Origin of the sequence: Rhodococcus sp. MEB041 (genome assembly GCF_030208955.1) — a bacterium.
Taxonomy (GTDB): Bacteria; Actinomycetota; Actinomycetes; order Mycobacteriales; family Mycobacteriaceae; genus Rhodococcoides.
Window position 1 is genome coordinate 699,098 of the sequence record NZ_JARVSZ010000005.1, and the last position, 23,180, is coordinate 722,277.

Genomic DNA, 23,180 nt, shown 5'->3' on the forward strand with positions numbered 1-23,180 from the left:
CGTGCGGGCGGCCGGAGCGCCGTCCGCGCCGAAGTAGGCTGTCGTCCCATGTGCGGAATCGTCGGGTACGTCGGACATCGTCGAGCGCTACCGGTGGTGGTGGAGGCGTTGCGCCGGATGGAGTACCGCGGATACGACTCGGCCGGCATCGCCGTCCTGGACGGGTCCGGGGGAATGGCCGTCGAGCGCAAGGCCGGAAAACTGGCGAACCTCGAGGCCGAACTGGACGAACTCGGGCGGGACACCTTCGTCGGCACCAGCGGGATCGGCCACACCCGGTGGGCCACCCACGGACGGCCCACCGATCGCAACGCCCACCCGCACCGCGACCGCGCCGACCGCGTCGCCGTCGTGCACAACGGCATCATCGAGAACTTCGCGCCGCTGCGCGCCGAACTCGAGAACGCAGGCGTCGAGTTCGAGTCGGACACCGACACCGAGGTGGCCGTCCATCTGGTCGCCGCCGCCTACGACGAGGGCCCCACGGCCGGAGACTTCGTCCAGAGCGCCCTCGCGGTGCTGCAGCGCCTCGAAGGCGCCTTCACGCTCGTGTTCACCCACGTCGATCACCCCGACACCATCGTCGCGGCCCGTCGCTCCACCCCGTTGGTCGTCGGCGTCGGCGAGGGCGAGATGTTCGTCGGGTCCGATGTCGCCGCCTTCATCGAGCACACGCGCGACGCGGTCGAGCTCGGGCAGGACCAGGTCGTGGTGATCACCGCCGACGGCTACGACGTCATGAACTTCGACGGGTCCGAGGCCGAGGGGCGTCCGTTCCGCATCGACTGGGACCTCGCCGCCGCCGAGAAGGGCGGTCACGACTACTTCATGTTGAAGGAGATCCAGGAGCAGCCCGCGGCGGTCGCGGACACCCTCCTCGGACACTTCACCGACGGTCGCATCGTCCTCGACGAGCAGCGACTGTCGGATCAGGAGCTGCGCGACGTCGACAAGGTGTTCGTCGTCGCGTGCGGCAGCGCGTACCACTCGGGGCTGCTGGCGAAATACGCGATCGAACACTGGACCCGCCTCCCCGTGGAGGTGGAGCTGGCCAGCGAGTTCCGTTACCGCGACCCCGTTCTCGACCGCTCGACACTTGTGGTGGCCATCTCCCAGTCGGGCGAGACCGCCGACACGCTGGAGGCGGTCCGGCACGCGAAGGAGCAGAAGGCCCGAGTCCTGGCCGTCTGCAACACCAACGGTTCGCAGATCCCGCGCGAGGCCGACGCGGTGCTCTACACGCGGGCGGGACCGGAGATCGGTGTCGCGTCGACCAAGGCGTTCCTCGCCCAGGTGACGGCCAACTACCTGGTCGGTCTGGCGTTGGCGCAGGCTCGCGGTACCAAGTATCCGGACGAGGTCGCACGGGAGTACGCGGATCTCGAGGCCATGCCGGACCTGGTGAGGAAGGTGCTCGAGACGGTCGAGCCCGTCCGTGCCCTGGCCCGCGAGTTGGCGTCGTCACCGACGGTGCTGTTCCTGGGTCGCCACGTCGGTTACCCGGTGGCCCTCGAGGGTGCGCTCAAGCTCAAGGAGCTCGCGTACATGCACGCCGAGGGTTTCGCCGCCGGCGAGCTCAAGCACGGTCCGATCGCCCTCATCGAGGACGACCTGCCCGTGATCATCGTGATGCCGTCGCCGAAGGGCCGAGCGGTGCTGCACTCGAAGATGCTCAGCAACATCCGCGAGATCCAGGCGCGCGGCGCCCGGACCGTCGTGATCGCCGAGGAGGGCGACGAGACGGTGCGGCCGTTCGCCGATCACCTCATCGAGATCCCGGCCGCGCCGTCACTGCTGCAGCCGCTGCTGTCGACGGTGCCGCTGCAGGTGTTCGCCGCCGAGGTCGCGCAGGCGCGCGGCTACGACGTGGACAAGCCGCGCAACCTCGCGAAGTCGGTCACCGTCGAGTGATCAGCTCTCTCGGACGATGACGGTGCCCGTCATGTTCGGGTGCACCGAGCAGAAGTACGGGTACGTGCCGGGGTCGTCGAACGTCTGACTGAACTGACCCGACGAGATCATCGGGCTGTGCAGCAGACGGGACGCAGCGTCGATGCCGATCACGTTGTGCGCGACACCGGTGTCGTCGAAGAACCACGTGACGGTGTCGCCGGGCGAGATGGTGACGCTGGCAGGGGAGTAGGCCATTGCGGCGACCGTGACGACGTTCGGCCCGGTCGGACGTTCGGCGGTGGGGGCGTCCTCGGTGCACGATGTGAGCGACAGTGCCAGTGCGGCAGTGACTCCGATCGTCGCCGCGAGTGTTGTCAGGCGAGCCATGATTCCCACGGTAGACCTGCCGTGCATCGTGGCCTGTCGGCGCTACCGTGGGACGCATGCGTCACTTCCACACCGCCGACGAGGTGCGAGCGGCGGAAGCCCCGCTGCTGGCCCGACTGCCCGAGTACGCGGCGATGCGCCGCGCTGCCCACGGACTGGCGACGGTCGTCGCTCGTGAACTCCGGGCCCGCACCGGCGGGGTGGTCGGCAGACGGGTGCTCGTTCTCGCCGGATCCGGGGACAACGGCGGCGACGCGCTGTTCGCCGGCGCCGAACTACGCCGACGCGGTGTCGCCGTGGAGGCACTGCTGCTCCGCCCCGATCGCGCCCACCCCGCCGCACTGGCGGCGTTCCGGGCCGCCACGGGACGTGTGGTGACGCTGGCCGGCGACCCCGATCTGGTGATCGACGGCATCGTCGGCCTGTCCGCGCGGGGATCGCTCCGACCGGACGCGGCCGCGATCGTCGACGGACTCACCGCCCCCGTCGTGGCTGCGGACCTGCCGTCGGGTGTCGACCCGGACACGGGCGACGTCGACGGTCCCGCCGTCCGTGCCGCCGTGACCGTGGCGTTCGGCGCCTACAAGCCGGTGCACGTGCTCGCGAGCGCGTGGTGCGGCGAGCTGCACCTGATCGACATCGGCCTCGTTCCGGACGCCGCGACGATCACGTCTCCCGACGACGGCGAGGTGGGCCGCGCGTGGCCGGTACCCGGACCTGCGGACGACAAGTACTCCCAGGGCGTCACCGGCATCATGGCGGGCAGCGAGAAGTATCCCGGCGCGGGCGTGCTGTGCACGGGCGCTGCGGTGGCGGCGACGTCCGGCATGGTCCGCTACGTCGGGCAGGGCGGCGCCGAGGTGGTGCATCACTACCCGGAGGTGGTCACCGCCCGTTCGGTCGACGAGGCAGGACGTGTACAGGCCTGGGTGGTAGGGCCCGGCTTCGGCACCGACGACGACGCGGCCGACCGGCTGCGCTCCGTCCTGGAGTCCGACGTCCCGGTCCTCGTCGACGCCGACGGACTGACCGTGCTGTCGCAGCGACCCGAGCTGGTGCGCGGACGGTCGTCGGCGACCGTGCTGACACCGCACGCGGGAGAGTTCGAGCGACTCACCGGGTCCGCGCCCGGACCCGATTGTGTCCGGTCCGTCCGCGCCCTCGCGGCCGACTGGAACGTGACGGTGCTGCTCAAGGGGCGAGCGACGGTGATCGCGGATCCCGACGGCGCCGTCTCCGTCGACGACGCGGGGTCGTCCTGGTCCTCGACGGCCGGGTCCGGCGACGTGCTGTCCGGCATGATCGGAGCGCTCCTCGCGGCGGGCGTGCCGGCCCGCACCGCCGCCGTCATGGGCGCTCGCGCGCACTCGCGGGCGGCCGCGCTCGCCGCCACCGATCGAGGTCGGCGTACCGCTGCTCCCATCTCCGCCTCACCGCTGCTCCGCGCCGTTGCGGACGCGGTCGGCGACCTCCGCGCACAGGCCTGACACCCGCCACCGCACGTCGGTGCGGGGTGTCGATGGCAGAATGACGCCGGTGAACAGCGCGCAGGAGGTGCCGACGAGTCCGGTCGCACCGGCTCCGACTTCTCGCCCGCAGGCCGAGGCGCTGATCGATCTGGACGCCGTCGCGCACAACACCCGCATCCTGATCGAGCACGCCGGCGATGCTGCGGTGATGGCCGTCGTCAAGGCGGACGGCTACAACCACGGCGGAGTGGAGGTCGCTCGGGCGGCGCTCGCGGCCGGTGCTCGCGAACTCGGTGTCGCCACGGCTGCGGAGGCGCTCGGACTGCGCACCGCGGGTCTCACGGCGCCGGTGCTGTGCTGGTTGCACGCCCCCGGCACCGACTTCACGGGACTGATCGACTCGGACGTCGAGATCGGCGTGTCCTCGCCCCGTCAGATAGCGGAGGTCGCCGACGCCGCACGCCGTGTCGGCCGTCCCGCCGTGGTGTCCCTCAAGGTCGACACCGGCATGAATCGCAACGGGGTGGGTGCGGACGAGTTCGACGCGGCCGTCGACGCCCTGGTGGCGGAGCAGCGTGGTGGCGCGCTGCGCGTGCGCGGCCTGTTCTCCCACCTGGTCGATGCGGACGTACCCGGCGATCCGATCAACGACCGGCAGAAGGAGCGCTTCGACGCCGCCGCGGACGCGATGGCCCGAGCGGGCGTGGCACCCGAGGTACGGCACATCGCCAATTCCGCCGGTGCCCTGACCCGCCCCGACCTGGCCTACGACATGGTCCGACCGGGCATCGCGCTGTACGGCCTGTCCCCGGCACCCGATCTCGGATGGTTCGAACTGCGCCCCGTGATGACGCTGCGCGCCACGGTGATCCTGCTCAAGCGGGTGGCTGCCGGCGACGGCGTCTCCTACGGCCACGAGTGGATCGCTCCCGTCGACACGACGGTGGCGTTGCTGCCCGTGGGCTACGCCGACGGCATCACGCGTGCGCTGAAGAACCGATACGAGGTGTCGATCCACGGCGTGCGGTATCCGGCGGTGGGCCGGGTGTGCATGGACCAGATCGTCGTCGACCTCGGACCCGGCCGCCCCGACGTCGCCGAGGGGGACACCGCGTACCTCTTCGGACCGGGCGACCACGGGGAGCCCACGGCCCAGGACTGGGCGGAGACGCTCGACACGATCAACTACGAGGTGGTGACCGGTATCCGCGGTCGAGTACGACGGACGTTCGCCGGAGGGGTCTCGTGATCAGCGCCCGTCTCGCCGGAATGGCCGGGGGCGCAGCGAGTATCGCGGCCGTGGCCGCCGTGGCCGGCATCACGGCGGTGCGGCGCCGGGTGGGCCCGCCGGTGCCCGACGCCGGTCGGCGCGAGGACTTCGAGTCGATGGAGTTCGATCGCGGGTGCGTCGTCGCCAGCGGAGACGGAGTGCCGCTGGCGGTGCGCGAGGTCGGTCCACTCGAGGCGCCGCTGACCGTGGTGTTCGTGCACGGGTACTGCCTGCGCATGGAGTGCTGGCACTACCAGCGCCGCGAGCTCGCCCGCCGGTGGGGCGACGACGTGCGGATGGTGTTCTACGACCAGCGCGGTCACGGCCGATCCGGCGACGTCTCGCCGGACGAATGCGACATCGCCCGCCTCGGCATCGATCTCGCCGACGTGATCCGGGCCGTCGCACCGCGTGGGCCGCTGGTGCTGGTGGGCCACTCGATGGGCGGCATGTCGGTGCTCGCGGCCACTCGCCAGTTCCCCGACGCGGTGGCCGAGCGGGTCGTCGGAGTCGCGCTGATGTCCACGACCGCAGCGGGTCTCGCGCGTACCGGTCTCGGACGGAACCTCCAGAATCCGGCCGTCGACGCGTTCCGGCTCGCGGTGCGGACCGCTCCGGGTGCGGTCCAGTTCGGCCGCGGTGTCGTGCGCGGGGTCATCGCCCCGGTGCTGCGCGCGGCGTCGTTCGGCACCGCGGTCAGTCCCGCCCTCGAGGCGTTCGCCGAGCAGATGATCCACGACACCTCGGTGGTGACGATGGTCAACTTTCTCCAGGCGCTCGAGCTGCACGACGAACTGGAGGCGCTGCCCGTCATCGCGGACACGGCGACCCTGGTGCTGTGCGGCGACGACGACTGGGTCATCCCGTTCGACAAGTCGGAGCAGCTGGCCGACGCGCTCCCGCACGCCGAGATGGTCCGGGTCCGCCGCGCCGGTCACCTGGTGCAGCTCGAGTTCCCCGACGAGGTGAACGACGCCCTGGACCGTCTGGTACAGCGTGCACGCGACGGACGGGTCCGCGCCGAACCGACGAGGCGAACCGTTGGCTGACGCGGTGCCGGTCGAGGGGGAGGCCGTCCTCTCGACGGCCGAGGACACCGAGCTCCTGGGCGAGCGCCTCGCCGCGGAGCTCGAAGCGGGCGACGTCGTGGTGCTCGACGGACCCCTCGGCGCAGGTAAGACGACGCTGACGAAGGGCCTCGCCCGCGGACTCGGCGTGCTCGGCCGCGTGAGCTCGCCGACGTTCATGATCGCGCGCACCCACCGCGCCGGCGGGGACACCGGCCCCGGGCTCGTGCACGTCGACGCCTACCGGCTGGGGCTCGGAACCGGCGCCTCGGCGATGGACGAGCTCGACGCCCTCGACCTCGACACCGAGCTGGCGGACTCCGTCGTCGTCGTGGAGTGGGGCGAGGGCATCGCGGAGGCCCTCGCCGACCGGCACCTGCTGATCCGGCTGCGGCGCGAGCCGGAGTCCGACGTCCGCACCGCCACGTGGCAGTGGATCGGGTGAGCACGGGTAATCTGGATCCCCGTGCTGATACTCGCCGTGGACACCTCCACTCCCGCCGTGACGGCCGGGGTGGTGCGGCTCGACGACACCGGCCCGCAGCCGCTCGCGACGCGCGTCACCGTCGACGCCCGTAAGCACGCCGAAGTTCTCACCCCACACATCCTCGAGTGCCTCGCCGACGCCGGCATCAGCGCGGACGACCTGTCCGCTGTCGTCGTCGGCACCGGACCGGGGCCGTTCACCGGCCTGCGCGTGGGCATGGCGACGGGAGCCGCCTTCGGTGACGCCCTCGGCATCCCGGTGCACGGTGTCGGCAGTCTCGATGCCATCGCCGCGGCCGTGCCCGGTGATCGCGAGGTCCTCGTCGTCACGGATGCGCGTCGCCGGGAGGTGTACTGGGCACGGTTCCGCGGCGCCGAGCGCGTCGCCGGACCGTTCGTCTCGCCCGCCGCGGACATCGTCGTGGGGGAGTCGACGGTGGTGGCCGGATCGGCACTGCACGTCGATCTGGTGGACCTGCCCGTGGAACCGGTCGAGAGTCCGTCCCCGGAATGCCTCGTCGCCGTGGCCGCGCAGGCGCTGCGCTCCGGCGCGGAGCCGACGTCGTTGGTGCCGCAGTATCTCCGGCGTCCCGACGCGGTGGCGACGGCCGATCGAGCGGCGAAGACCCGCGCATGATCGGCACGGTCGAACCGATGCGCGTCGAGGACGCGGACCGGTGCGCGGAGCTCGAGGCCGTGCTGTTCCCCACCGACGGGCCCTGGCCCGCATCGGCCTTCGTCGAGGAACTGCGCGGCCCGCACGTGCGGTACTTCGTCGTGCGAGAGGACGACGGTCGGGCCGTCGGGTACGCCGGGATCGCGTTGCTGGGCAAGGGCGAGGACACCGAGTCCGAGGTCCACACCATCGGCGTCGATCCCGCCGCGCAGCGTCGCGGTATCGGCAGGGCACTGCTCGACGCGTTGCTGCACGAGGCGGACCTGCACGGCGGTCCGGTGTTCCTCGAGGTGCGCACCGACAACGAGCCGGCCATCGAGTTGTACCGCCGTGCGGGCTTCGACATCGTCGGGACGCGCCGCCGCTACTACCAGCCCAGCAGTGCGGACGCGTACACCATGACCAGGCCCGCCCCGACTACGAGAGGTGGTCACCCGTGATCGTCATGGGGATCGAGAGTTCGTGCGACGAGACCGGTGTCGGCATCGTCCGCTACACCGGAGACGCGTCGGGCACCGGCACGTGCGAGATGCTCGCCGACGAGGTCGCGTCCAGTGTCGACGAGCACGCCCGCTTCGGTGGTGTCGTCCCCGAGATCGCATCGCGCGCACACCTCGAGGCCATCGTGCCCACGATGCGACGAGCGTTGGCGCAGGCGGGCATCCGTCGCCCGGACGCCGTCGCCGTCACCATCGGACCGGGCCTCGCCGGAGCGCTCCTCGTCGGTGTCGCGGCGGCGAAGGCCTACGCGGCCGCGTGGAACGTGCCGTTCTACGCGGTCAACCATCTCGGTGGTCACGTCGCGGTGGACACCCTCGAGCACGGCCCGATGCCGGAGTGTGTCGCGCTGCTGGTCTCGGGCGGACACACGCACCTGCTCGAGGTGTCCTCCCTCGCCGAACCGATCGTCGAACTGGGCAGCACCGTCGACGATGCGGCGGGAGAGGCCTTCGACAAGGTCGCCCGGCTCCTCGGACTCGGGTATCCCGGCGGTCCCGTGCTCGACGCGCTCGCCGCAGAGGGTGATCCGCGCGCCGTCGCGTTTCCTCGCGGCATGACCGGACCACGCGACTCCCGCTACGACTTCTCGTTCTCCGGCCTCAAGACCGCGGTGGCTCGCCACGTCGAGTCGGCGCAGCGCGCCGGCCGTCCGATCGTGGTGGCCGACGTGGCCGCGTCGTTCCAGGAGGCCGTCGCCGATGTCCTGACGATGAAGGCGCTGCGCGCTGTGACCGACCGGGGGATCGGCACCCTCGTCCTGGGCGGCGGTGCCACTGCGAACTCGCGTATCCGATCGCTCGCCGAGGAGCGGTGCGCCGCGGCCGGGGTGACGTTGCGCGTGCCCACTCCGCGTCGATGCACCGACAACGGCGTCATGATCGCCACGCTCGGGGCGCACATCGCTGCATCCGGAGCCGAGCCGTCACCACTGACGGCGGCGACCGATCCGGGCCTGCCCGTCTCGGTCAGCCAGGTCGTCTGACGGCCCGTCAGGCGGGTGGTGCAGTCGACGGTGTGACCGCCGGAGCGGACGTGGTCGGTACGGGAACGAGGCCCTCGGGGAGCACGGACTCCGGCACCACGGCACCGGGCGCGGGCGACACCGGTGTCGATCCGGACTCGGGCGTGCTCTCCGGCGTCGTCACCGGCGGGGTCGGCAGCACACTGGTCAGGTCCGTCCACCACGGCGGGATTCCGGGAACGTCCCGCAGGACGATGACCGGAAGATCGGGAGCCGGGCGGAGTGTCGGGGTGGTGGATGTCGGCGGCGCCACGGTCGTCGTCGCCGTGGCCGACGGTGACGACGAGCGAGTCGGGTAGGGACGCACCTCGGGGGTGTAGGTGTAGTCGGTCGTCGGCCACGGTTCCGCGGCCGTGGGCTCCGGCGCGTCGTCCTCCCAGCCACCGGTCAGAGCGGGCGGCGCCGCCTCGGGTGCCGACGCGCTGGTGGCCGTCTCCTCCGTGGTCGAGTTCGGGAGTTCCGAGGTGGCCACCGTGGTGACGGCCGGCTCGCTCGACGGGGTCAGGGCCTGGACGCCGTACGCGAGCACGACGGCCATGGCCGCGCACGCCGCGGCGAGCAGCCCGACCGTTCGCAGGCCCCCGGCGATCGAGGTGGGCGGCCGGGTGGACGCGGGCAGCACCGAGTGGCCGAGGTCGCGGGCCAGCAGGGCTGCGCCCTTGGCCACGGCGGCATCGGGTTCGGGCGTCGGCACCGCGGGCACGTCGGCGGCGTGGGTGATGGTCTCGACCACGGCGGGCACGTGGGCGCCGCCGCCGACCACGGCGGCCGCCTCGGGGCGTGCGGTCGGGCCGGCCTCGTCGAGCACCTCGAGAACCAACTCGCGCAGCGCAGCCAACGGTGCGGCGATGGCGACGACCATCTCGGCGCGAGTCACGGTGAGCGTCTCGGCTCCGGGCAGATCCACGGTGACGGACTCGTGGAAGGACAGTTGCTCCTTGGCCGTGCGCAGACGTGCCGCGACCACCGGGCGATCCGAGGTGGTGACCGCGGGCAGCCTCTCGGCGGTCAGGGCGAGGAGGTGCGCGTCGAGGACGGCTCCGCTGACCTCGTCGGTGCGCCGGACCGCGCGCACGGTGCCGTCGACCTGATCGATCACCGTCGTGGTGGTGCCCGAGGCGCCGACGTCGACGAGCAGGACGTGGCCGTACCGCGCCACCTCGCCGGTGTGCCGGAGCCAGCACAGCAGAGCGTCGGTGTCGGTCACCAGATGGTCGTCCGTCACGTGATGACGACGGGTCGCCGACAGAATGGACCGCGACCCGAGGCCGCCGCGATGCGCCACGGCGATACGTCCGCCCGACGTGGCGGGGCGGGTGTCGTCGTCGACGAGGTGGTGGGACGCGAGATCGAGCGAGGTGGCGACCAGGTCACCGATGTCGGAGCGGGCGCCCTCGGCGGTCACGGTGCGGTAGTCGAAGGTCTCGGTACCGTCGGGAGCGGTGGTGAGGACGGCGCAGCACACCACCTCGGACCCTGCCGAGACCCCGATGGTGGGTTCGGGGACCACACTCTCCTGCTGTGTGTCCGACACGTGCATGCACCTCCTCGGGCGGTCGTTCCTACGCTGCCGTTATACGAATGTTACCGAAGTCCGCCGGAAATAGTGCACATCTCGCGCCGGTTCCACCCGCGGAGGGACACCGAACCCCTTCCTGACCAGTGCAATGACGAGACGTCACGAAAGTGAGAAAGGGGCGCGTCACCGTGCCTGCGAGCGTCGAGATCGGCATCACCTACCTTCGCCGAGACCTACCCGGAGGAGGGAGTCCAGGAGGTGCGCGGCCACGGTCGACGACTGCGCGAGGTGGTCGAGGAGGCCCAGCTCGCCGACGAGGTGGGACTGGACGTGTACGGCGTCGGTGAGCATCACCGCGAGGACTTCGCCGCGTCCGCGCCCGCCGTCGTGCTCGCGGCGATCGCGGCGCGGACCGAGCGCATCCGTCTGACGCATCAGCGTCGGCACGCTGCCCCACGAGACGGTGCTGCGCTCCATCGAACTTCTGGGCCGCGAGGTCGCGCCTCTGGTCCGCGAGGCGATGGCGTCCTCGACGCGACACGAGAATGTGCACTCGTGAAGGTTGAGTGCTGGCACTCGCGTGTATAGAGTGCTAGTCGACGACAGGTTCAGTGACCCGGCACCCGCGACGACGGGCCACCGCAATCGTGCGTCGTGAACCAGAGCAGTACCCAGCAGGACGAACACCAGCACAATCCGTGCCGGGGACCAGCCCCGGACCGACAATCGTGAAAGTGGAGGGCTCATCGTGGCAGGCGTGAACATCAAGCCGCTCGAGGACAAGATCCTCGTCCAGGCCGTCGAGGCCGAGACGACGACCGCCTCCGGCCTGGTCATCCCCGACACCGCCAAGGAGAAGCCCCAGGAGGGCACCGTGGTGGCCGTGGGTGAAGGCCGAGTGACCGACAAGGGAAATCGCATCCCTGTCGACGTCAAAGAGGGTGACACCGTCATCTACAGCAAGTACGGCGGCACCGAGATCAAGTACGCCGGCGAGGAGTACCTGATCCTGTCCGCACGCGACGTGCTGGCAGTCATCTCCAAGTAAGCCCCACGCCCTCCGCCCCGGTGTCCTTGTCTCGAGGACCCGGGGCGGAATGCGTCACGCCGTACTGATGAGGAGTTGGTAGGCCACATGTCCAAGCAAATCGAATTCAACGAGGTCGCACGACGCAGCCTCGAGAGGGGCGTCGACAAGCTCGCCGACGCCGTCAAGGTCACCCTCGGGCCCCGCGGCCGGCACGTGGTGCTGGCCAAGGCCTTCGGTGGTCCCACCGTCACCAACGACGGCGTGTCCATCGCCCGTGAGATCGACCTCGAGGATCCCTTCGAGAACCTCGGCGCACAGCTCGTCAAGAGCGTCGCCACCAAGACCAACGACGTCGCCGGTGACGGTACGACGACGGCGACGGTACTCGCACAGGCCCTGGTCAAGCAGGGGCTCAAGAACGTCGCCGCCGGTGCCAACCCCATCGCGCTCGGCGCCGGCATCACCAAGGCCGTCGAGCACGTGTCCGAGGCACTGCTCGCCGCCGCGGTTCCCGTGCAGGGCGAGAAGTCCATCGCGCAGGTCGCCACCGTGTCGTCCCGCGACGAGGTCATCGGCCAGATGGTCGGCGAGGCGCTCACCCGCGTCGGCGCCGACGGTGTCGTGACGGTCGAGGAGTCGAGCTCGCTCGTCTCCGAACTCGTCATCACCGAGGGCGTGCAGTTCGGCAAGGGCTACCTCTCGCCGTACTTCGTCACCGATCCGGACAGTCAGGAAGCGGTGTTCGAGGACGCGCAGATCCTGCTGTACCGCGAGAAGATCTCGTCCCTTCCCGATTTCCTGCCGCTCCTGGAGAAGATCGCGGAGTCGGGCAAACCGGTTCTCATCATCGCCGAGGACATCGAGGGCGAGGCACTGTCCACGCTCGTCGTGAACTCGATCCGCAAGACGGTCAAGGCCGTCGCGGTGAAGGCGCCGTTCTTCGGAGACCGCCGCAAGGCGTTCCTCGAGGACCTCGCCATCGTCACCGGTGCCACCGTCATCAACTCCGACATCGGCCTCAGCCTCAAGGATGCGGGCCTCGACCTGCTCGGCAGCGCACGCCGCGTCGTCGTCACCAAGGACGAGACCACCATCGTCGAGGGTGCGGGCACCGCGGAGGCCATCGCCGACCGCGTCGGACAGCTCCGTCGCGAGATCGAGGCGACCGAGTCCGACTGGGACCGCGAGAAGCTCGAGGAGCGTCTGGCGAAGCTGGCCGGCGGAGTCGCGGTCATCAAGGTCGGTGCCGCCACCGAGACCGACCTCAAGGAGCGCAAGTTCCGCGTGGAGGACGCCGTCAACGCCGCCAAGGCAGCTGTCGAGGAAGGCATCGTCTCTGGTGGAGGCGCCGCACTCGTGCACGCCAGCCGCGGCCTGAAGGACCACCTCGGTCTGACGGGCGACGAGGCCATCGGCGTCGAGGCAGTGCGCCTCGCGCTGCGGGCCCCGATGTACTGGATCGCGAGCAACGCCGGTATCGACGGTTCCGTCGTCGTCGGCAAGCTCGTCGACGCGGACGACGGCACCGGCTTCAACGCCGCCACGCTGACGTACGGCGACCTGGTCGCCGACGGCGTCATCGACCCGGTCAAGGTCACTCGCTCGGCCGTGGTGAACGCCGCGTCCGTCGCGAAGATGATCCTCACGACCGAGTCGACCGTCGTCGACAAGCCCGAGGTCGTCGAGGACGAGGGCGGCCACGGTCACGGCCACAACCACTGACCACCCTCTCGACGAGCGAGGCCCCATCGGACACTGTCCGGTGGGGCCTCGCTCGTTCGTGGGGTCAGGAGGCCAGACGGCGACGGTTGCGCCGCGCGAAGACCTCTCGCTCGGTCTCGGACATGCCGCCCCAGATGCCGTACGGCTCGCTCACGGCGAGCGCGTGGCTCCGGCACTGGGCGAGGACGGGGCACGCGCGGCACATCTCCTTGGCCTTCATCTCGCGTTGCGCTCGCGCTCGTCCTCGTTCACCATCGGGATGGAAGAACATCGACGAGTCCTCGCCGCGGCACGATCCGTGCATCTGCCAATCCCAGATATCGGCATTGGGTCCGGGAAGGTGATTGGGCTGGGGCATTGTGTACTCCTAGGACTCTCACGCACGGTCGTGAATTCTTCTGGTGCAGTTCACGATCTGTCGCAACCGTAGAGCCGGGCGAGTTTCACCGTCAACAGTCTCGATCGTGGTGATCTGCATACTCCGAGCAGGCATTAATTAACTCGGACGACACTTTTCTCTGGTGTCGAGCCGGTAGGGGAGTCCTCGTAATGTCCCTGTCACATCGTCGACAAGACACCGACACACTGTGCCCGGAAATGTCGTGACATTTCGTGTGTAAATTCCTGGATAACGCCCGAAGACTATTCTGTTTCCCGTGCAGTCCTCGTGTCCTCCCGTGCCCGGTCCGGACTCCCTGACACGGTGGTCGGAGGCCGTCGACGCCGGGGCCCGCGGGTGGTACGCCGCCTCGCTCACCGGGGCCCGGTCGCTGCGGCGCGACGCCGATCCGGCCGTGCGGTCCCTGGGCGCGAGCCTCGAGGGGTCGCTGCTGCGCCAACTCGGCCGCCACACCGACGCCGCGGTGCGTGACGGCGCGGCGCTCGTCGACAGCGGCTTCTCCCGCGGGACAGGTCCGCGCCGGGCGATCGACGTCGACGCCGCCGTCGACGCCCTCGTCGGTCTCGCCGCCGATGCCATCGGTCCCCGCCGCCTCGCGCGGGCCGACGTCCTCCTCGCCCGGGCTGAGTCGGTGCTCGCCACCCGGCCGGGGCACCAGCGAGTGTCTCTCCGCGTGCTGTGGGTCCGGGCGGAGGTGGCGATGGCGTCGGGTGACGCGCGGCGCGCCCTCGACGCGGCGGAGGCATCCGTTCGGGCGGCACGGGAGTTCCGGTCGCCGCGGCACCTCGTCAAGTCCCGTGTGGTGCACGCCGCGGCCCTGCTGGTGGGGGGTGATCACGCGGGCGCCGCGACGGCAGCGCGCGCGGTGCGCGACGACGCCGTCGCCGCCGACCTGCTCCCGCTCGCGTGGGCCTCCGCCTGCCTGTCCGAAGCGTGCGGTGACCGCGACGCCGGCGCTGTCCGACGAGGGTTCGAGGTTGCGATCCGGTCACGCGGTGGGCAATTCTCGTGACCGAACCGTACGGTTCGGTCGAGCCGCGTCGGGCGGCGACTATCCTTGAGAGGTTCCGCACCGGGCCGTCGGGGACCGGGAGGAAGCGCGCTCGATTCCGGAGCGGGCCCGATGTGAGGTGGGAAACACTCTGACGATGATTGCCACGGGTGAGGGGCTGGACTCGGCCGTCGCCGCAGCTGCTCGCGGCGACCGAAGGGCTCTCTCCGTCGTCCTCGAAACCATCAGGCCGATCGTGGTCCGGTACTGCCGGGCGCGCGTCGGTGCAGGTGAGAGGGGTCAGCTGTCTGCTGACGACGTCGCCCAGGAGGTGTGCCTCGCGGTCATGACAGCGCTGCCGCGCTACGAGGACCAGGGCCGCCCCTTCATGGCGTTCGTGTACGGGATCGCATCGCACAAGGTCGCGGACGCCCATCGCAGCTCGTCGCGTAACAAATCCGAACCGATGGCCGATGTACCGGATGTCATGTCCATCGAGGACGGCCCCGAGCAACGGGCGCTGGATTCGGAGGCAGGACGCCGCATGAACGAACTGCTGTCGACGCTGTCGGAGAAGCACCGCGAGATCCTGGTGCTCCGGTTGGTGGTCGGGTTGTCGGCAGAGGAGACGGCCGCCGCCGTGGGTAGTACCGCAGGCGCCGTTCGTGTGGCGCAGCACCGGGCAATAGCGAAGCTGAAGAACGAAGTAGTGGGAGCAGGTGACAAGTATGGCTAGGGACTCGTGGCGCGGCAGCGCTGGAGATTCTCGGCACGGCGCCTCCGGACACGGAGCCACCGGCCGCCCCGACGCCTCCGGCGCAGGTGGCGTCGATCCCCGAGCCGTCGACGACCTCGAGTCGTCCGGCCCCGTCGACATCATGGCCGTGCGCCGTGACGACGCGCTCATCGATGCGATCGCGAGCGACGGTCCCGTCGCGACCGTCGACTCCGACGAGTATCGCCTGGCCAGTCTGCTGGCCGAATGGCGTTCCGACATCCTCGCCGACCCGCTCCCCGAGAGTCCCGATCTCGATCAGGTCGCCGCGGCGATCGATCTCGCGCTGGCCGAGGACGCGCTGCACCGTCAGCGCACGCGGAGCCGGATGCGTTTCCTGCGCCCCGTCGCCGGTGCCGCGGCCGCCGTCGCGTTCCTCGCGGGTGGTGTCACGGCGTTCTCGTACAGCGCGATGCCGGGCGATCCCCTGTGGAAGGTGAAGGAGGTCGTCTTCACCCAGCAGGCCGATTCGACGGTCGCGCAGGTCGACACCACGTCGGCGCTGCAGGAGGTCGAGGATCTGCTCGCTCGTGGTGACGCGGAGACGGCCAAGACTCGTCTGGCCGAGGCCGCACAGCGCACGGAGAGCATCCGCGACGAGGACGAGCGTGCCCAGCTGCAGATGTGGTGGACGCGCCTGTCGGACGAGTTGGCAAAGCTGACAGCGCCGGCCGCCGTTCCGCCGCCGGCGTTGCCGACCACGCCGGTCACCACGGTGCCGACCGTGCCGCAGGACGTCATCCCGGAGATCCCCGTCGATCCGAGCCTGCAGCTCCCGCAAATCCCGCTCCCGACGGAGATCCCGCAGCTGCCGACGGACATCCAACTGCCGGGGATTCCGCTGCCGACGAACCTGCCGTTCTTCCCGCAGGCGCCCACCACCACGGTCACCGTCCCGCCGGAGATCCTGCGGGCACCGATGCCCGTGCCGTCGACGACGGCGGCGGTCACTCCGGACACGTCCGTGGTGCCCAACTGACCTCGAGTCACCGACCACGTGCACGACGAAGGCCCGCAGACACTGTCTGCGGGCCTTCGTCGTGAAGTGGTGTCGCGCGCCGACGCCCTAGGAGTCGTACCCGTCGCCCTGGAGCGCGTCGTTCATGGACGCGTCCGCGTATCCGCGGCAGTAGTCCCACGTGACGTACGCGTCGGGAATCGGGTCGTACGCGGGCTCGTGGGGACGCACCGTGCCGTCGACGAGAAGCTGCAGCAGGTTCGCGCGCAGCATGTCCCAGTCGTGGTAGTGGTCCTGCTGGCAGTCCTCGCAGCACACGACGAGGCCTCGCACGCCGCGGTGGGCGAGCAGTGCCTCGTAGACGGCGAGATCCGCGAGATCCTCCTCGACCGCCAGGCGTTCCTGGGGATCGAGGGGCTGTCCGGGCTCGATGGCGTCGAGGGCGGCCGAGGGGTCGGCTGGATCGCCGGCGAAGGGATCCGGCGGCAGACCTGGAGGCAGTTGATCGCGCACACGTCCACGGTACGCAGCAAGTGCCGGTCTGCGCCAGCGCTACACGGCTCCGCGGGGGTCCGGCGGCCTCCGGCGCACGGGGTGACCTGCGCCGGGCGGGGGACCGATACGATGTACCGCGAGCGGACGAGGGAAGTCCCCGGCTCGCACATCGATCGACCGCAGCTCAGGAGGGCCCGATCCGTATGAGTACCCCCGACAGGCCCGTGACCGCCGCAGAGGACTCGACCGCCCGCGTCGAGGCGACCCGTGTCCGCACCGGTGGCGACGACCCGAACAAGGTTGCCATGCTGGGCCTCACCTTCGACGACGTTCTCCTCATACCCGCCGCATCGGATCTCATTCCGAGCAAGGTGGACACGTCCAGCCAGCTCACCCGCGAGATCCGGCTGCGCGTCCCCCTGGTGTCCAGCGCCATGGACACCGTCACCGAGGCACGCATGGCCATCGCCATGGCTCGCGCCGGCGGTATGGGCGTCCTGCACCGCAACCTGTCCGCGGCCGATCAGGCGGCGCAGGTCGAGGTGGTCAAGCGGTCCGAGGCCGGCATGGTCACGGATCCGGTGACGTGCTCGCCGTCGGACACGCTCGCCGAGGTCGACGCGCTGTGCGCCAAGTTCCGCATCTCCGGCCTGCCCGTCACCGACGAGCGCGGCGAACTGGTCGGCATCATCACCAACCGCGACATGCGGTTCGAGGTCGACCAGAACCGCACCGTCGCGGAGGTCATGACCAAGGCTCCGCTGGTCACCGCGCGCGAGGGTGTCACGGCCGACGCCGCGCTGGGGCTGCTGCGTCGTCACAAGATCGAGAAGCTGCCCATCGTCGACGGACACGGCCGGCTCACCGGTCTGATCACCGTCAAGGACTTCGTCAAGACCGAGCAGCACCCCTACGCCACCAAGGACCGCGACGGTCGCCTGCTGGTCGGTGCCGCCGTCGGCGTCGGCGACGACTCCTGGTCCCGCGCGATGCTTCTCGCGGAGGCAGGGTGCGACGTGCTCGTCGTCGACACGGCGCACGGGCACAACTCCCAGGTCCTCGAGATGGTCAGCAAGATCAAGGCCGAGGTGGGCGAGCGTGTCCAGGTCGTCGGCGGCAACATCGCCACCCGCTCGGGAGCGCGCGCCCTGGTCGAGGCGGGTGCGGACGCCGTCAAGGTGGGCGTGGGTCCCGGTTCCATCTGCACCACCCGCGTCGTCGCCGGCGTCGGTGCCCCGCAGATCACGGCCATCCTCGAGGCGGTCGCGGTGTGCAAGGCTGCCGGTGTGCCCGTCATCGCCGACGGCGGACTGCAGTTCTCGGGTGACATCGCCAAGGCTCTCGCCGCCGGCGCCTCCACCGCAATGCTCGGATCCCTGCTCGCGGGCACCGCCGAGTCGCCCGGTGAGCTGATCCTGGTGGGCGGCAAGCAGTTCAAGAGCTACCGCGGCATGGGTTCGCTGGGCGCCATGCAGGGACGCGGCGCGACGAAGTCCTTCTCCAAGGACCGCTACTTCCAGGACGACGTGCTGGCCGAGGACAAGCTGGTGCCCGAGGGCATCGAGGGGCGCGTGCCGTTCCGAGGCCCGCTGTCCCAGGTCATCCATCAGCTCACGGGCGGACTGCGGGCCGCGATGGGCTACACGGGGTCGAACTCGGTGGAGGAGCTGCAGGAGGCGCAGTTCGTGCAGATCACCTCTGCCGGACTCAAGGAGAGCCACCCGCACGACATCACGATGACCGTCGAGGCACCGAACTACACTGCCCGCTGACTCGATTCCGGCCGGAGTCGAGCGCCTCCCGACCCACGAGGTCCGGGAGGCTTACGAGAGAGGACGCGCGTGCGCGACCTGGTGGAAATTGGCATGGGCCGCACGGCTCGACGGACGTACGAGCTCGAGGACGTGGACATCGTCCCGTCCCGGCGAACCCGGTCGTCGAAGGAGGTGTCGACGGCATGGCAACTGGACGCCTACCGCTTCGACATCCCGATCGTCGCGCACCCGACCGACGCGTTGGTGTCTCCGTCGTTCGCGATCGAGCTGGGCAAGCGCGGTGGCCTCGGCGTCATCAACGGTGAGGGCCTGTGGAGCCGCCACGCCGACGTGGAGTCGGTGATCGATCAGCTCGTCGAGCTCGCGGAATCGGACGTCGACGCGGACGCGCCGGTGAAGATGCTGCAGAAGCTCCACGCCGCACCCCTGCAGCCGGATCTGCTGGCCGCCGCCGTCGCGCAGGTGCGGGAGGCCGGTGTCACGGTCGCCGTGCGCGTCAGTCCCCAGAACGCACGGTCGCTGACTCCGGCACTGGTGGCCGCGGGCATCGACCTGTTGGTCGTGCAGGGCACGATCATCTCCGCGGAGCACGTGGGACACCCGAGCGAGGAACCGCTCAACATGAAGACGTTCATCGCCGAGCTCGACGTTCCCGTCGTGGCCGGCGGCGTGAGCGACCACCGCACCGCCCTGCACCTCATGCGGACCGGCGCCGCGGGTGTCATCGTCGGCTACGGATCCACCGAGGGTGCCACCACCACGGGCGAGGTCCTCGGTATCGGTGTCCCGATGGCCACCGCGATCGCCGACGCCGCCGCCGCCCGTCGTGACTACCTGGACGAGACCGGCGGCCGGTACGTGCACGTGCTCGCCGACGGCGGGATCTCGACATCGGGTCATCTCGCGAAGGCCATCGCCTGCGGTGCGGACGCCGCTGTGCTCGGCGCACCGCTCGCCCTGGCCGACGAGGCTCCCGGCCGCGGCTGGTACTGGCCGTCGGCAGCGGCGCACCCGTCGATGCCGCGCGGTGCGTTCCTGCCCGTGTCGTTCGGCGAGGACCGTCCGTCGCTGGACCGCGTCCTGTCCGGTCCGTCGACGGACCCGTTCGGTTCGCTGGACCTGGTCGGCGGCCTGCGACGGTCGATGGCCAAGTCGGGCTACTCCGATCTCAAGGAGTTCCAGAAGGTGGGCCTCAACATCCGCGGATAGTCGCGACCAGTTCCTGTCACCCGGATTCACACGTACGGTATCGTGGTGCCGATCACGTCCGGGTCTATCAGGAGGTCTCGATGAGCGACGCAACCACGACGAGCGCCACCCCGCACTACGACGTCCTCGTCGTGGGGTCCGGCTTCGGTGGCAGTGTCACGGCGCTGCGGCTCGTCGAGAAGGGGTACTCGGTCGGCGTTCTCGAGGCCGGGCGTCGGTTCGAGGACGACGACTTCGCGGCGACCAGCTGGGACCTGAAGAAGTTCCTCTGGGCGCCGAAGCTGGGCTGTTTCGGCATCCAGCGCGTCCACCTGCTGCGTGACTGCCTCATCCTCGCCGGCGCCGGTGTCGGCGGCGGGTCGCTGAACTACGCCAACACGCTCTACCAGCCGCCGCGGACGTTCTTCCAGGACCAGCAGTGGTCGCACATCACCGACTGGCACTCCGAGCTGACGCCGTTCTACGAGCAGGCGCAGAAGATGCTCGGTGTCGTGCAGAACCCGCACATGACCCCGGCGGACCACGTCATGAAGTCCGTCGCGGACGACATGGGCGTCGGCCACACCTTCATCCAGACGCCCGTCGGCGTGTTCTTCGGCGACGAACCCGGCAAGACGGTGCCCGATCCGTACTTCGGCGGCATGGGCCCGGACCGCACCGGCTGCATCGAGTGCGGCGAGTGCATGACGGGCTGCCGCCACAACGCCAAGAACACGCTGCTCAAGAACTACCTCGGCCTCGCGGAGAAGGCCGGCGCGGACATCGTGCCGATGACCACCGTCACCGACCTGACACCGCGACCGGACGGCTCGTGGGTCGTGTCCACCGAGCGGACCGGTGCCCGCCTGCGTAAGGGCCGTGCCACCTACACCGCGGGGCACGTCGTCCTCGCCGCCGGCACGTGGGGCACCCAGCAGCTCATGCACAAGTTCCGCGACACGGGTTCGCTGCCGAACCTCTCGCCCACGGTCGGGCGCCTGACGCGCACCAACTCGGAGTCCATCGTCGGCGCGGGCAAGCTGACCTACGACCCGTCGATCGACCTCACCCGCGGTGTCGCGATCACGTCGTCGTTCCACCCCAGTGCGGACACGCACATCGAACCGTGCCGCTACGGCAAGGGCTCCAACGCGATGGGCCTGCTGCAGACGCTCATGACGGACGGCGGCGGCCGCACCCCGCGGTGGCTCAAGTTCCTCGCCGAGGTGGTCAAGAACCCCGTCCGGTTCCTGCGCATGATGAACACGCGGCACTGGAGCGAGCGCACCATCATCGCGCTGGTGATGCAGAACCTCGACAACTCCATCACCACCTTCACCAAGCGTGGTCCGTTCGGGCGTCGCCACGTCAGCAGCCGGCAGGGACACGGCGAGCCGAACCCCACGTGGATCCCGATGGGCAACGAGGCCACCCGGCGCATCGCGAAGAAGATCGACGGGATCGCCGGCGGGACGTGGGGAGAAGTCTTCAACATCCCGCTCACCGCCCACTTCCTCGGCGGCTGCGTCATCTCCGAGGACGTCGAGAACGGCGTCATCGACCCGTACCACCGCGTGCACAACTACCCGACGCTGAGCATCGTCGACGGCTCGTCGGTGTCCGCCAACCTGGGCGTCAATCCCTCGCTGACCATCAGCGCACAGGCCGAGCGGGCCGCGTCGCTGTGGCCGAACAAGGGGGAGAAGGACCTTCGGCCCGCGCAGGGACTGCCGTACGAGCGCATCGAGCCCATCGCGCCCCGCAGCCCGGTGGTTCCCGCGCACGCACCGGCGGCGCTCGTGCTGCCCATCGTCGAGATCCGGACGCCGACGAGTACGCCGCCGTCCTCGACGCGGGTCGTCAGCCACGCGGGCAGCACCGGCGCGGCATGAGGGCGGACGCGCTCTCTAGACTGTGCGCGTGACCGACTCCCCGCAGCAGGATCCCGTCCCGCCCCTCGAGAACGCGAATCCCGTGCTCGTCGTCGACTTCGGCGCGCAGTACGCCCAGTTGATCGCGCGGCGCGTCCGAGAGGCACGGGTGTTCTCCGAGGTCGTATCGCACACGATGACGGTCGACGAGATCGCGGCGAAGAAGCCCGCGGCGATCGTGCTGTCCGGTGGTCCGTCGAGCGTCTACGCCGAAGGTGCGCCGCAGCTCGATCCGGCGCTGTTCGACCTGGACGTCCCGGTCTTCGGTATCTGCTACGGGTTCCAGGCAATGGCGGGCGCGCTGGGAGGCACGGTCACCCACACGGGCACCCGCGAGTACGGGCGCACCGACATCGACGTCTCCGGCGGAACGCTGCACGACGGGCTGCCGTCGACGCAGCCCGTGTGGATGAGTCACGGCGACGCCGTCACCGAAGCTCCCGAGGGCTTCGAGGTCGTGGCGACCAGTGCCGGCGCCCCCGTCGCCGGCTTCGAGAACCGGGCACGACGCCTCGCCGGGGTGCAGTATCACCCGGAGGTCCTGCACTCCCCGCACGGTCAGCAGGTGCTGTCCCGCTTCCTGCACGACATCGCCGGCATCGCGCCGACGTGGACGGCGGCGAACATCGCGGACGCACTGGTCGAGCAGGTGCGTGAGCAGGTGGGCGACGGCCGGGCCATCTGCGGTCTCTCCGGCGGTGTCGACTCGGCGGTCGCCGCGGCGTTGGTGCAGCGCGCGATCGGTGACCGCCTGACGTGTGTGTTCGTCGATCACGGACTGCTGCGAGCGGGAGAGCGCGAGCAGGTCCAGCAGGACTTCGTCGCCGCCACCGGCGCCCGGTTGGTGACGGTGGACGCCGTGGACACCTTCCTGCGCGAGCTCGACGGCGTCTCGGATCCGGAGACCAAGCGCAAGATCATCGGCCGCGAGTTCATCCGATCGTTCGAGGGTGCGGTGAGCGCGGAACTGGGTGACAGTGCGGCGCACGGGGAGTCGATCGACTTCCTCGTCCAGGGCACGCTCTACCCGGACGTGGTCGAGTCCGGCGGCGGCAGCGGTACCGCCAACATCAAGAGCCATCACAACGTCGGCGGTCTGCCCGAGGATCTGCAGTTCTCGCTCGTGGAGCCGCTCCGGCTGCTGTTCAAGGACGAGGTCCGCGCCGTCGGCCGGGAGCTCGGCCTGCCCGAGGAGATCGTGGCGCGGCAACCGTTCCCCGGCCCGGGCCTGGCCATCCGCATCATCGGATCCGTGACGCCCGATCGCCTGGTGACGCTGCGCCACGCCGACGCCATCGCCCGCGAGGAGCTGACAATGGCGGGTCTGGACTCCCAGATCTGGCAGTGTCCCGTGGTGCTGCTCGCCGACGTCCGCAGTGTGGGTGTGCAGGGCGACGGCCGGACCTACGGTCATCCCATCGTCCTGCGTCCGGTGTCGAGCGAAGACGCGATGACCGCGGACTGGACCCGGCTGCCGTACGACGTGCTCGAACGGATCTCCACCCGGGTCACCAACGAGGTGCGCGAGGTGAACCGGGTGGTGCTCGACGTGACGAGCAAGCCGCCGGGCACCATCGAATGGGAGTGAGCCCGGCGGCGGACCGCCTGCGGTCGAACGGCGAGAGC

At 70.2% G+C, this 23,180-nt stretch carries 22 protein-coding genes; 18 read left to right on the plus strand and 4 right to left on the minus strand.

Going from position 1 to position 23,180, the window contains the following annotated elements:
- The first annotated feature begins 48 nt into the window (after nucleotides 1-48).
- Complete coding sequence (gene glmS / locus QRN16_RS17495) at nucleotides 49-1,911, plus strand: glutamine--fructose-6-phosphate transaminase (isomerizing) (RefSeq protein ID WP_027503803.1); 1,863 nt, start codon at nucleotides 49-51, stop codon at nucleotides 1,909-1,911.
- Here the strand turns inward: glmS and QRN16_RS17500 are convergent, their stop codons facing one another.
- A complete protein-coding gene (locus QRN16_RS17500) occupies nucleotides 1,912-2,280 on the minus strand; it encodes a plastocyanin/azurin family copper-binding protein (RefSeq protein ID WP_037184149.1) in 369 nt (122 codons plus the stop codon). It lies immediately after the preceding gene.
- 56 nt (nucleotides 2,281-2,336) lie between these two features.
- Between QRN16_RS17500 and QRN16_RS17505 the strand changes: the two genes are divergently transcribed.
- Genes QRN16_RS17505 through tsaD form a run of 7 tightly spaced genes read left to right on the plus strand, consistent with a single transcriptional unit; the run spans nucleotide 2,337 to nucleotide 8,731 of the window.
- Entirely contained in the window at nucleotides 2,337-3,767 is a 1,431-nt protein-coding gene (locus QRN16_RS17505) for an NAD(P)H-hydrate dehydratase (protein ID WP_285188587.1), read from the plus strand.
- Nucleotides 3,768-3,807: 40 nt separating this feature from the next.
- Nucleotides 3,808-4,998, plus strand: coding sequence for an alanine racemase (gene alr, locus QRN16_RS17510; RefSeq protein ID WP_502944012.1), 1,191 nt, complete (start codon nucleotides 3,808-3,810; stop codon nucleotides 4,996-4,998).
- Between the two features lie 20 nt (nucleotides 4,999-5,018).
- On the plus strand, nucleotides 5,019-6,068 hold the full coding sequence (locus QRN16_RS17515; protein WP_027503799.1) for an alpha/beta fold hydrolase: 1,050 nt from the start codon (nucleotides 5,019-5,021) through the stop codon (nucleotides 6,066-6,068).
- On the plus strand, nucleotides 6,061-6,531 hold the full coding sequence (tsaE, locus tag QRN16_RS17520) for a tRNA (adenosine(37)-N6)-threonylcarbamoyltransferase complex ATPase subunit type 1 TsaE (protein ID WP_051613037.1): 471 nt from the start codon (nucleotides 6,061-6,063) through the stop codon (nucleotides 6,529-6,531). Before QRN16_RS17515 ends, tsaE begins: the two co-directional genes overlap by 8 nt.
- 21 nt (nucleotides 6,532-6,552) lie before the next feature.
- Entirely contained in the window at nucleotides 6,553-7,209 is a 657-nt protein-coding gene (gene tsaB / locus QRN16_RS17525) for a tRNA (adenosine(37)-N6)-threonylcarbamoyltransferase complex dimerization subunit type 1 TsaB (RefSeq protein ID WP_285188593.1), read from the plus strand.
- Nucleotides 7,206-7,688 (plus strand): ribosomal protein S18-alanine N-acetyltransferase, encoded by a 483-nt coding sequence (gene rimI, locus QRN16_RS17530; RefSeq protein ID WP_285188595.1) that lies wholly within the window; start codon nucleotides 7,206-7,208, stop codon nucleotides 7,686-7,688. Before tsaB ends, rimI begins: the two co-directional genes overlap by 4 nt.
- Nucleotides 7,685-8,731 carry a tRNA (adenosine(37)-N6)-threonylcarbamoyltransferase complex transferase subunit TsaD gene (gene tsaD, locus QRN16_RS17535; protein WP_056442507.1) on the plus strand — a complete coding sequence of 349 codons (1,047 nt, stop codon included), beginning with the start codon at nucleotides 7,685-7,687 and terminating at the stop codon, nucleotides 8,729-8,731. Before rimI ends, tsaD begins: the two co-directional genes overlap by 4 nt.
- A 7-nt stretch (nucleotides 8,732-8,738) precedes the next feature.
- Here the strand turns inward: tsaD and QRN16_RS17540 are convergent, their stop codons facing one another.
- On the minus strand, nucleotides 8,739-10,304 hold the full coding sequence (locus QRN16_RS17540) for an Hsp70 family protein (protein WP_285188599.1): 1,566 nt from the start codon (nucleotides 10,302-10,304) through the stop codon (nucleotides 8,739-8,741).
- A 303-nt stretch (nucleotides 10,305-10,607) separates the two neighbouring features.
- Here QRN16_RS17540 and QRN16_RS21855 point away from each other — a divergent pair, with 303 nt between their 5' ends.
- From QRN16_RS21855 to groL, 3 genes are all read left to right on the plus strand, one after another.
- Entirely contained in the window at nucleotides 10,608-10,877 is a 270-nt protein-coding gene (locus QRN16_RS21855) for an LLM class flavin-dependent oxidoreductase (RefSeq protein ID WP_502944022.1), read from the plus strand.
- A 160-nt stretch (nucleotides 10,878-11,037) separates the two neighbouring features.
- Nucleotides 11,038-11,337 carry a co-chaperone GroES gene (gene groES / locus QRN16_RS17550; RefSeq protein ID WP_027503792.1) on the plus strand — a complete coding sequence of 100 codons (300 nt, stop codon included), beginning with the start codon at nucleotides 11,038-11,040 and terminating at the stop codon, nucleotides 11,335-11,337.
- Between the two features lie 87 nt (nucleotides 11,338-11,424).
- Nucleotides 11,425-13,041 carry a chaperonin GroEL gene (groL, locus tag QRN16_RS17555; RefSeq protein ID WP_027503791.1) on the plus strand — a complete coding sequence of 539 codons (1,617 nt, stop codon included), beginning with the start codon at nucleotides 11,425-11,427 and terminating at the stop codon, nucleotides 13,039-13,041.
- A 64-nt stretch (nucleotides 13,042-13,105) separates the two neighbouring features.
- Here groL and QRN16_RS17560 read toward each other — a convergent pair whose 3' ends face one another.
- On the minus strand, nucleotides 13,106-13,399 hold the full coding sequence (locus QRN16_RS17560; RefSeq protein WP_037183820.1) for a WhiB family transcriptional regulator: 294 nt from the start codon (nucleotides 13,397-13,399) through the stop codon (nucleotides 13,106-13,108).
- 298 nt (nucleotides 13,400-13,697) lie between these two features.
- Here QRN16_RS17560 and QRN16_RS17565 point away from each other — a divergent pair, with 298 nt between their 5' ends.
- The 3 genes from QRN16_RS17565 to QRN16_RS17575 all read left to right on the plus strand — a co-directional run bounded on the left by QRN16_RS17565 (nucleotide 13,698) and on the right by QRN16_RS17575 (nucleotide 16,186).
- Nucleotides 13,698-14,453, plus strand: a complete 756-nt coding sequence (locus tag QRN16_RS17565; RefSeq protein ID WP_285188608.1) for a hypothetical protein — start codon at nucleotides 13,698-13,700, stop codon at nucleotides 14,451-14,453.
- 136 nt (nucleotides 14,454-14,589) lie between these two features.
- Entirely contained in the window at nucleotides 14,590-15,168 is a 579-nt protein-coding gene (locus tag QRN16_RS17570; RefSeq protein ID WP_027503789.1) for a sigma-70 family RNA polymerase sigma factor, read from the plus strand.
- Entirely contained in the window at nucleotides 15,161-16,186 is a 1,026-nt protein-coding gene (locus QRN16_RS17575) for an anti-sigma-D factor RsdA (RefSeq protein ID WP_285188611.1), read from the plus strand. The genes QRN16_RS17570 and QRN16_RS17575 overlap by 8 nt, the downstream gene beginning before the upstream one ends.
- A gap of 87 nt (nucleotides 16,187-16,273) precedes the next feature.
- Here the strand turns inward: QRN16_RS17575 and QRN16_RS17580 are convergent, their stop codons facing one another.
- The gene (locus QRN16_RS17580) at nucleotides 16,274-16,678 is read right to left on the minus strand and encodes a DUF5319 domain-containing protein (protein ID WP_027503788.1); all 405 of its coding nucleotides are present in this window, start codon (nucleotides 16,676-16,678) and stop codon (nucleotides 16,274-16,276) included.
- 287 nt (nucleotides 16,679-16,965) lie between these two features.
- Here QRN16_RS17580 and guaB point away from each other — a divergent pair, with 287 nt between their 5' ends.
- The 4 genes from guaB to guaA all read left to right on the plus strand — a co-directional run bounded on the left by guaB (nucleotide 16,966) and on the right by guaA (nucleotide 23,142).
- Entirely contained in the window at nucleotides 16,966-18,432 is a 1,467-nt protein-coding gene (gene guaB / locus QRN16_RS17585; RefSeq protein ID WP_027503787.1) for an IMP dehydrogenase, read from the plus strand.
- 69 nt (nucleotides 18,433-18,501) lie between these two features.
- Nucleotides 18,502-19,644 (plus strand): GuaB3 family IMP dehydrogenase-related protein, encoded by a 1,143-nt coding sequence (locus QRN16_RS17590; RefSeq protein WP_027503786.1) that lies wholly within the window; start codon nucleotides 18,502-18,504, stop codon nucleotides 19,642-19,644.
- Nucleotides 19,645-19,724: 80 nt separating this feature from the next.
- Nucleotides 19,725-21,515, plus strand: coding sequence for an FAD-dependent oxidoreductase (locus tag QRN16_RS17595; RefSeq protein ID WP_285188612.1), 1,791 nt, complete (start codon nucleotides 19,725-19,727; stop codon nucleotides 21,513-21,515).
- Nucleotides 21,516-21,543: 28 nt separating this feature from the next.
- Nucleotides 21,544-23,142, plus strand: coding sequence for a glutamine-hydrolyzing GMP synthase (guaA, locus tag QRN16_RS17600; RefSeq protein WP_285188613.1), 1,599 nt, complete (start codon nucleotides 21,544-21,546; stop codon nucleotides 23,140-23,142).
- Nucleotides 23,143-23,180: the final 38 nt, after the last annotated feature.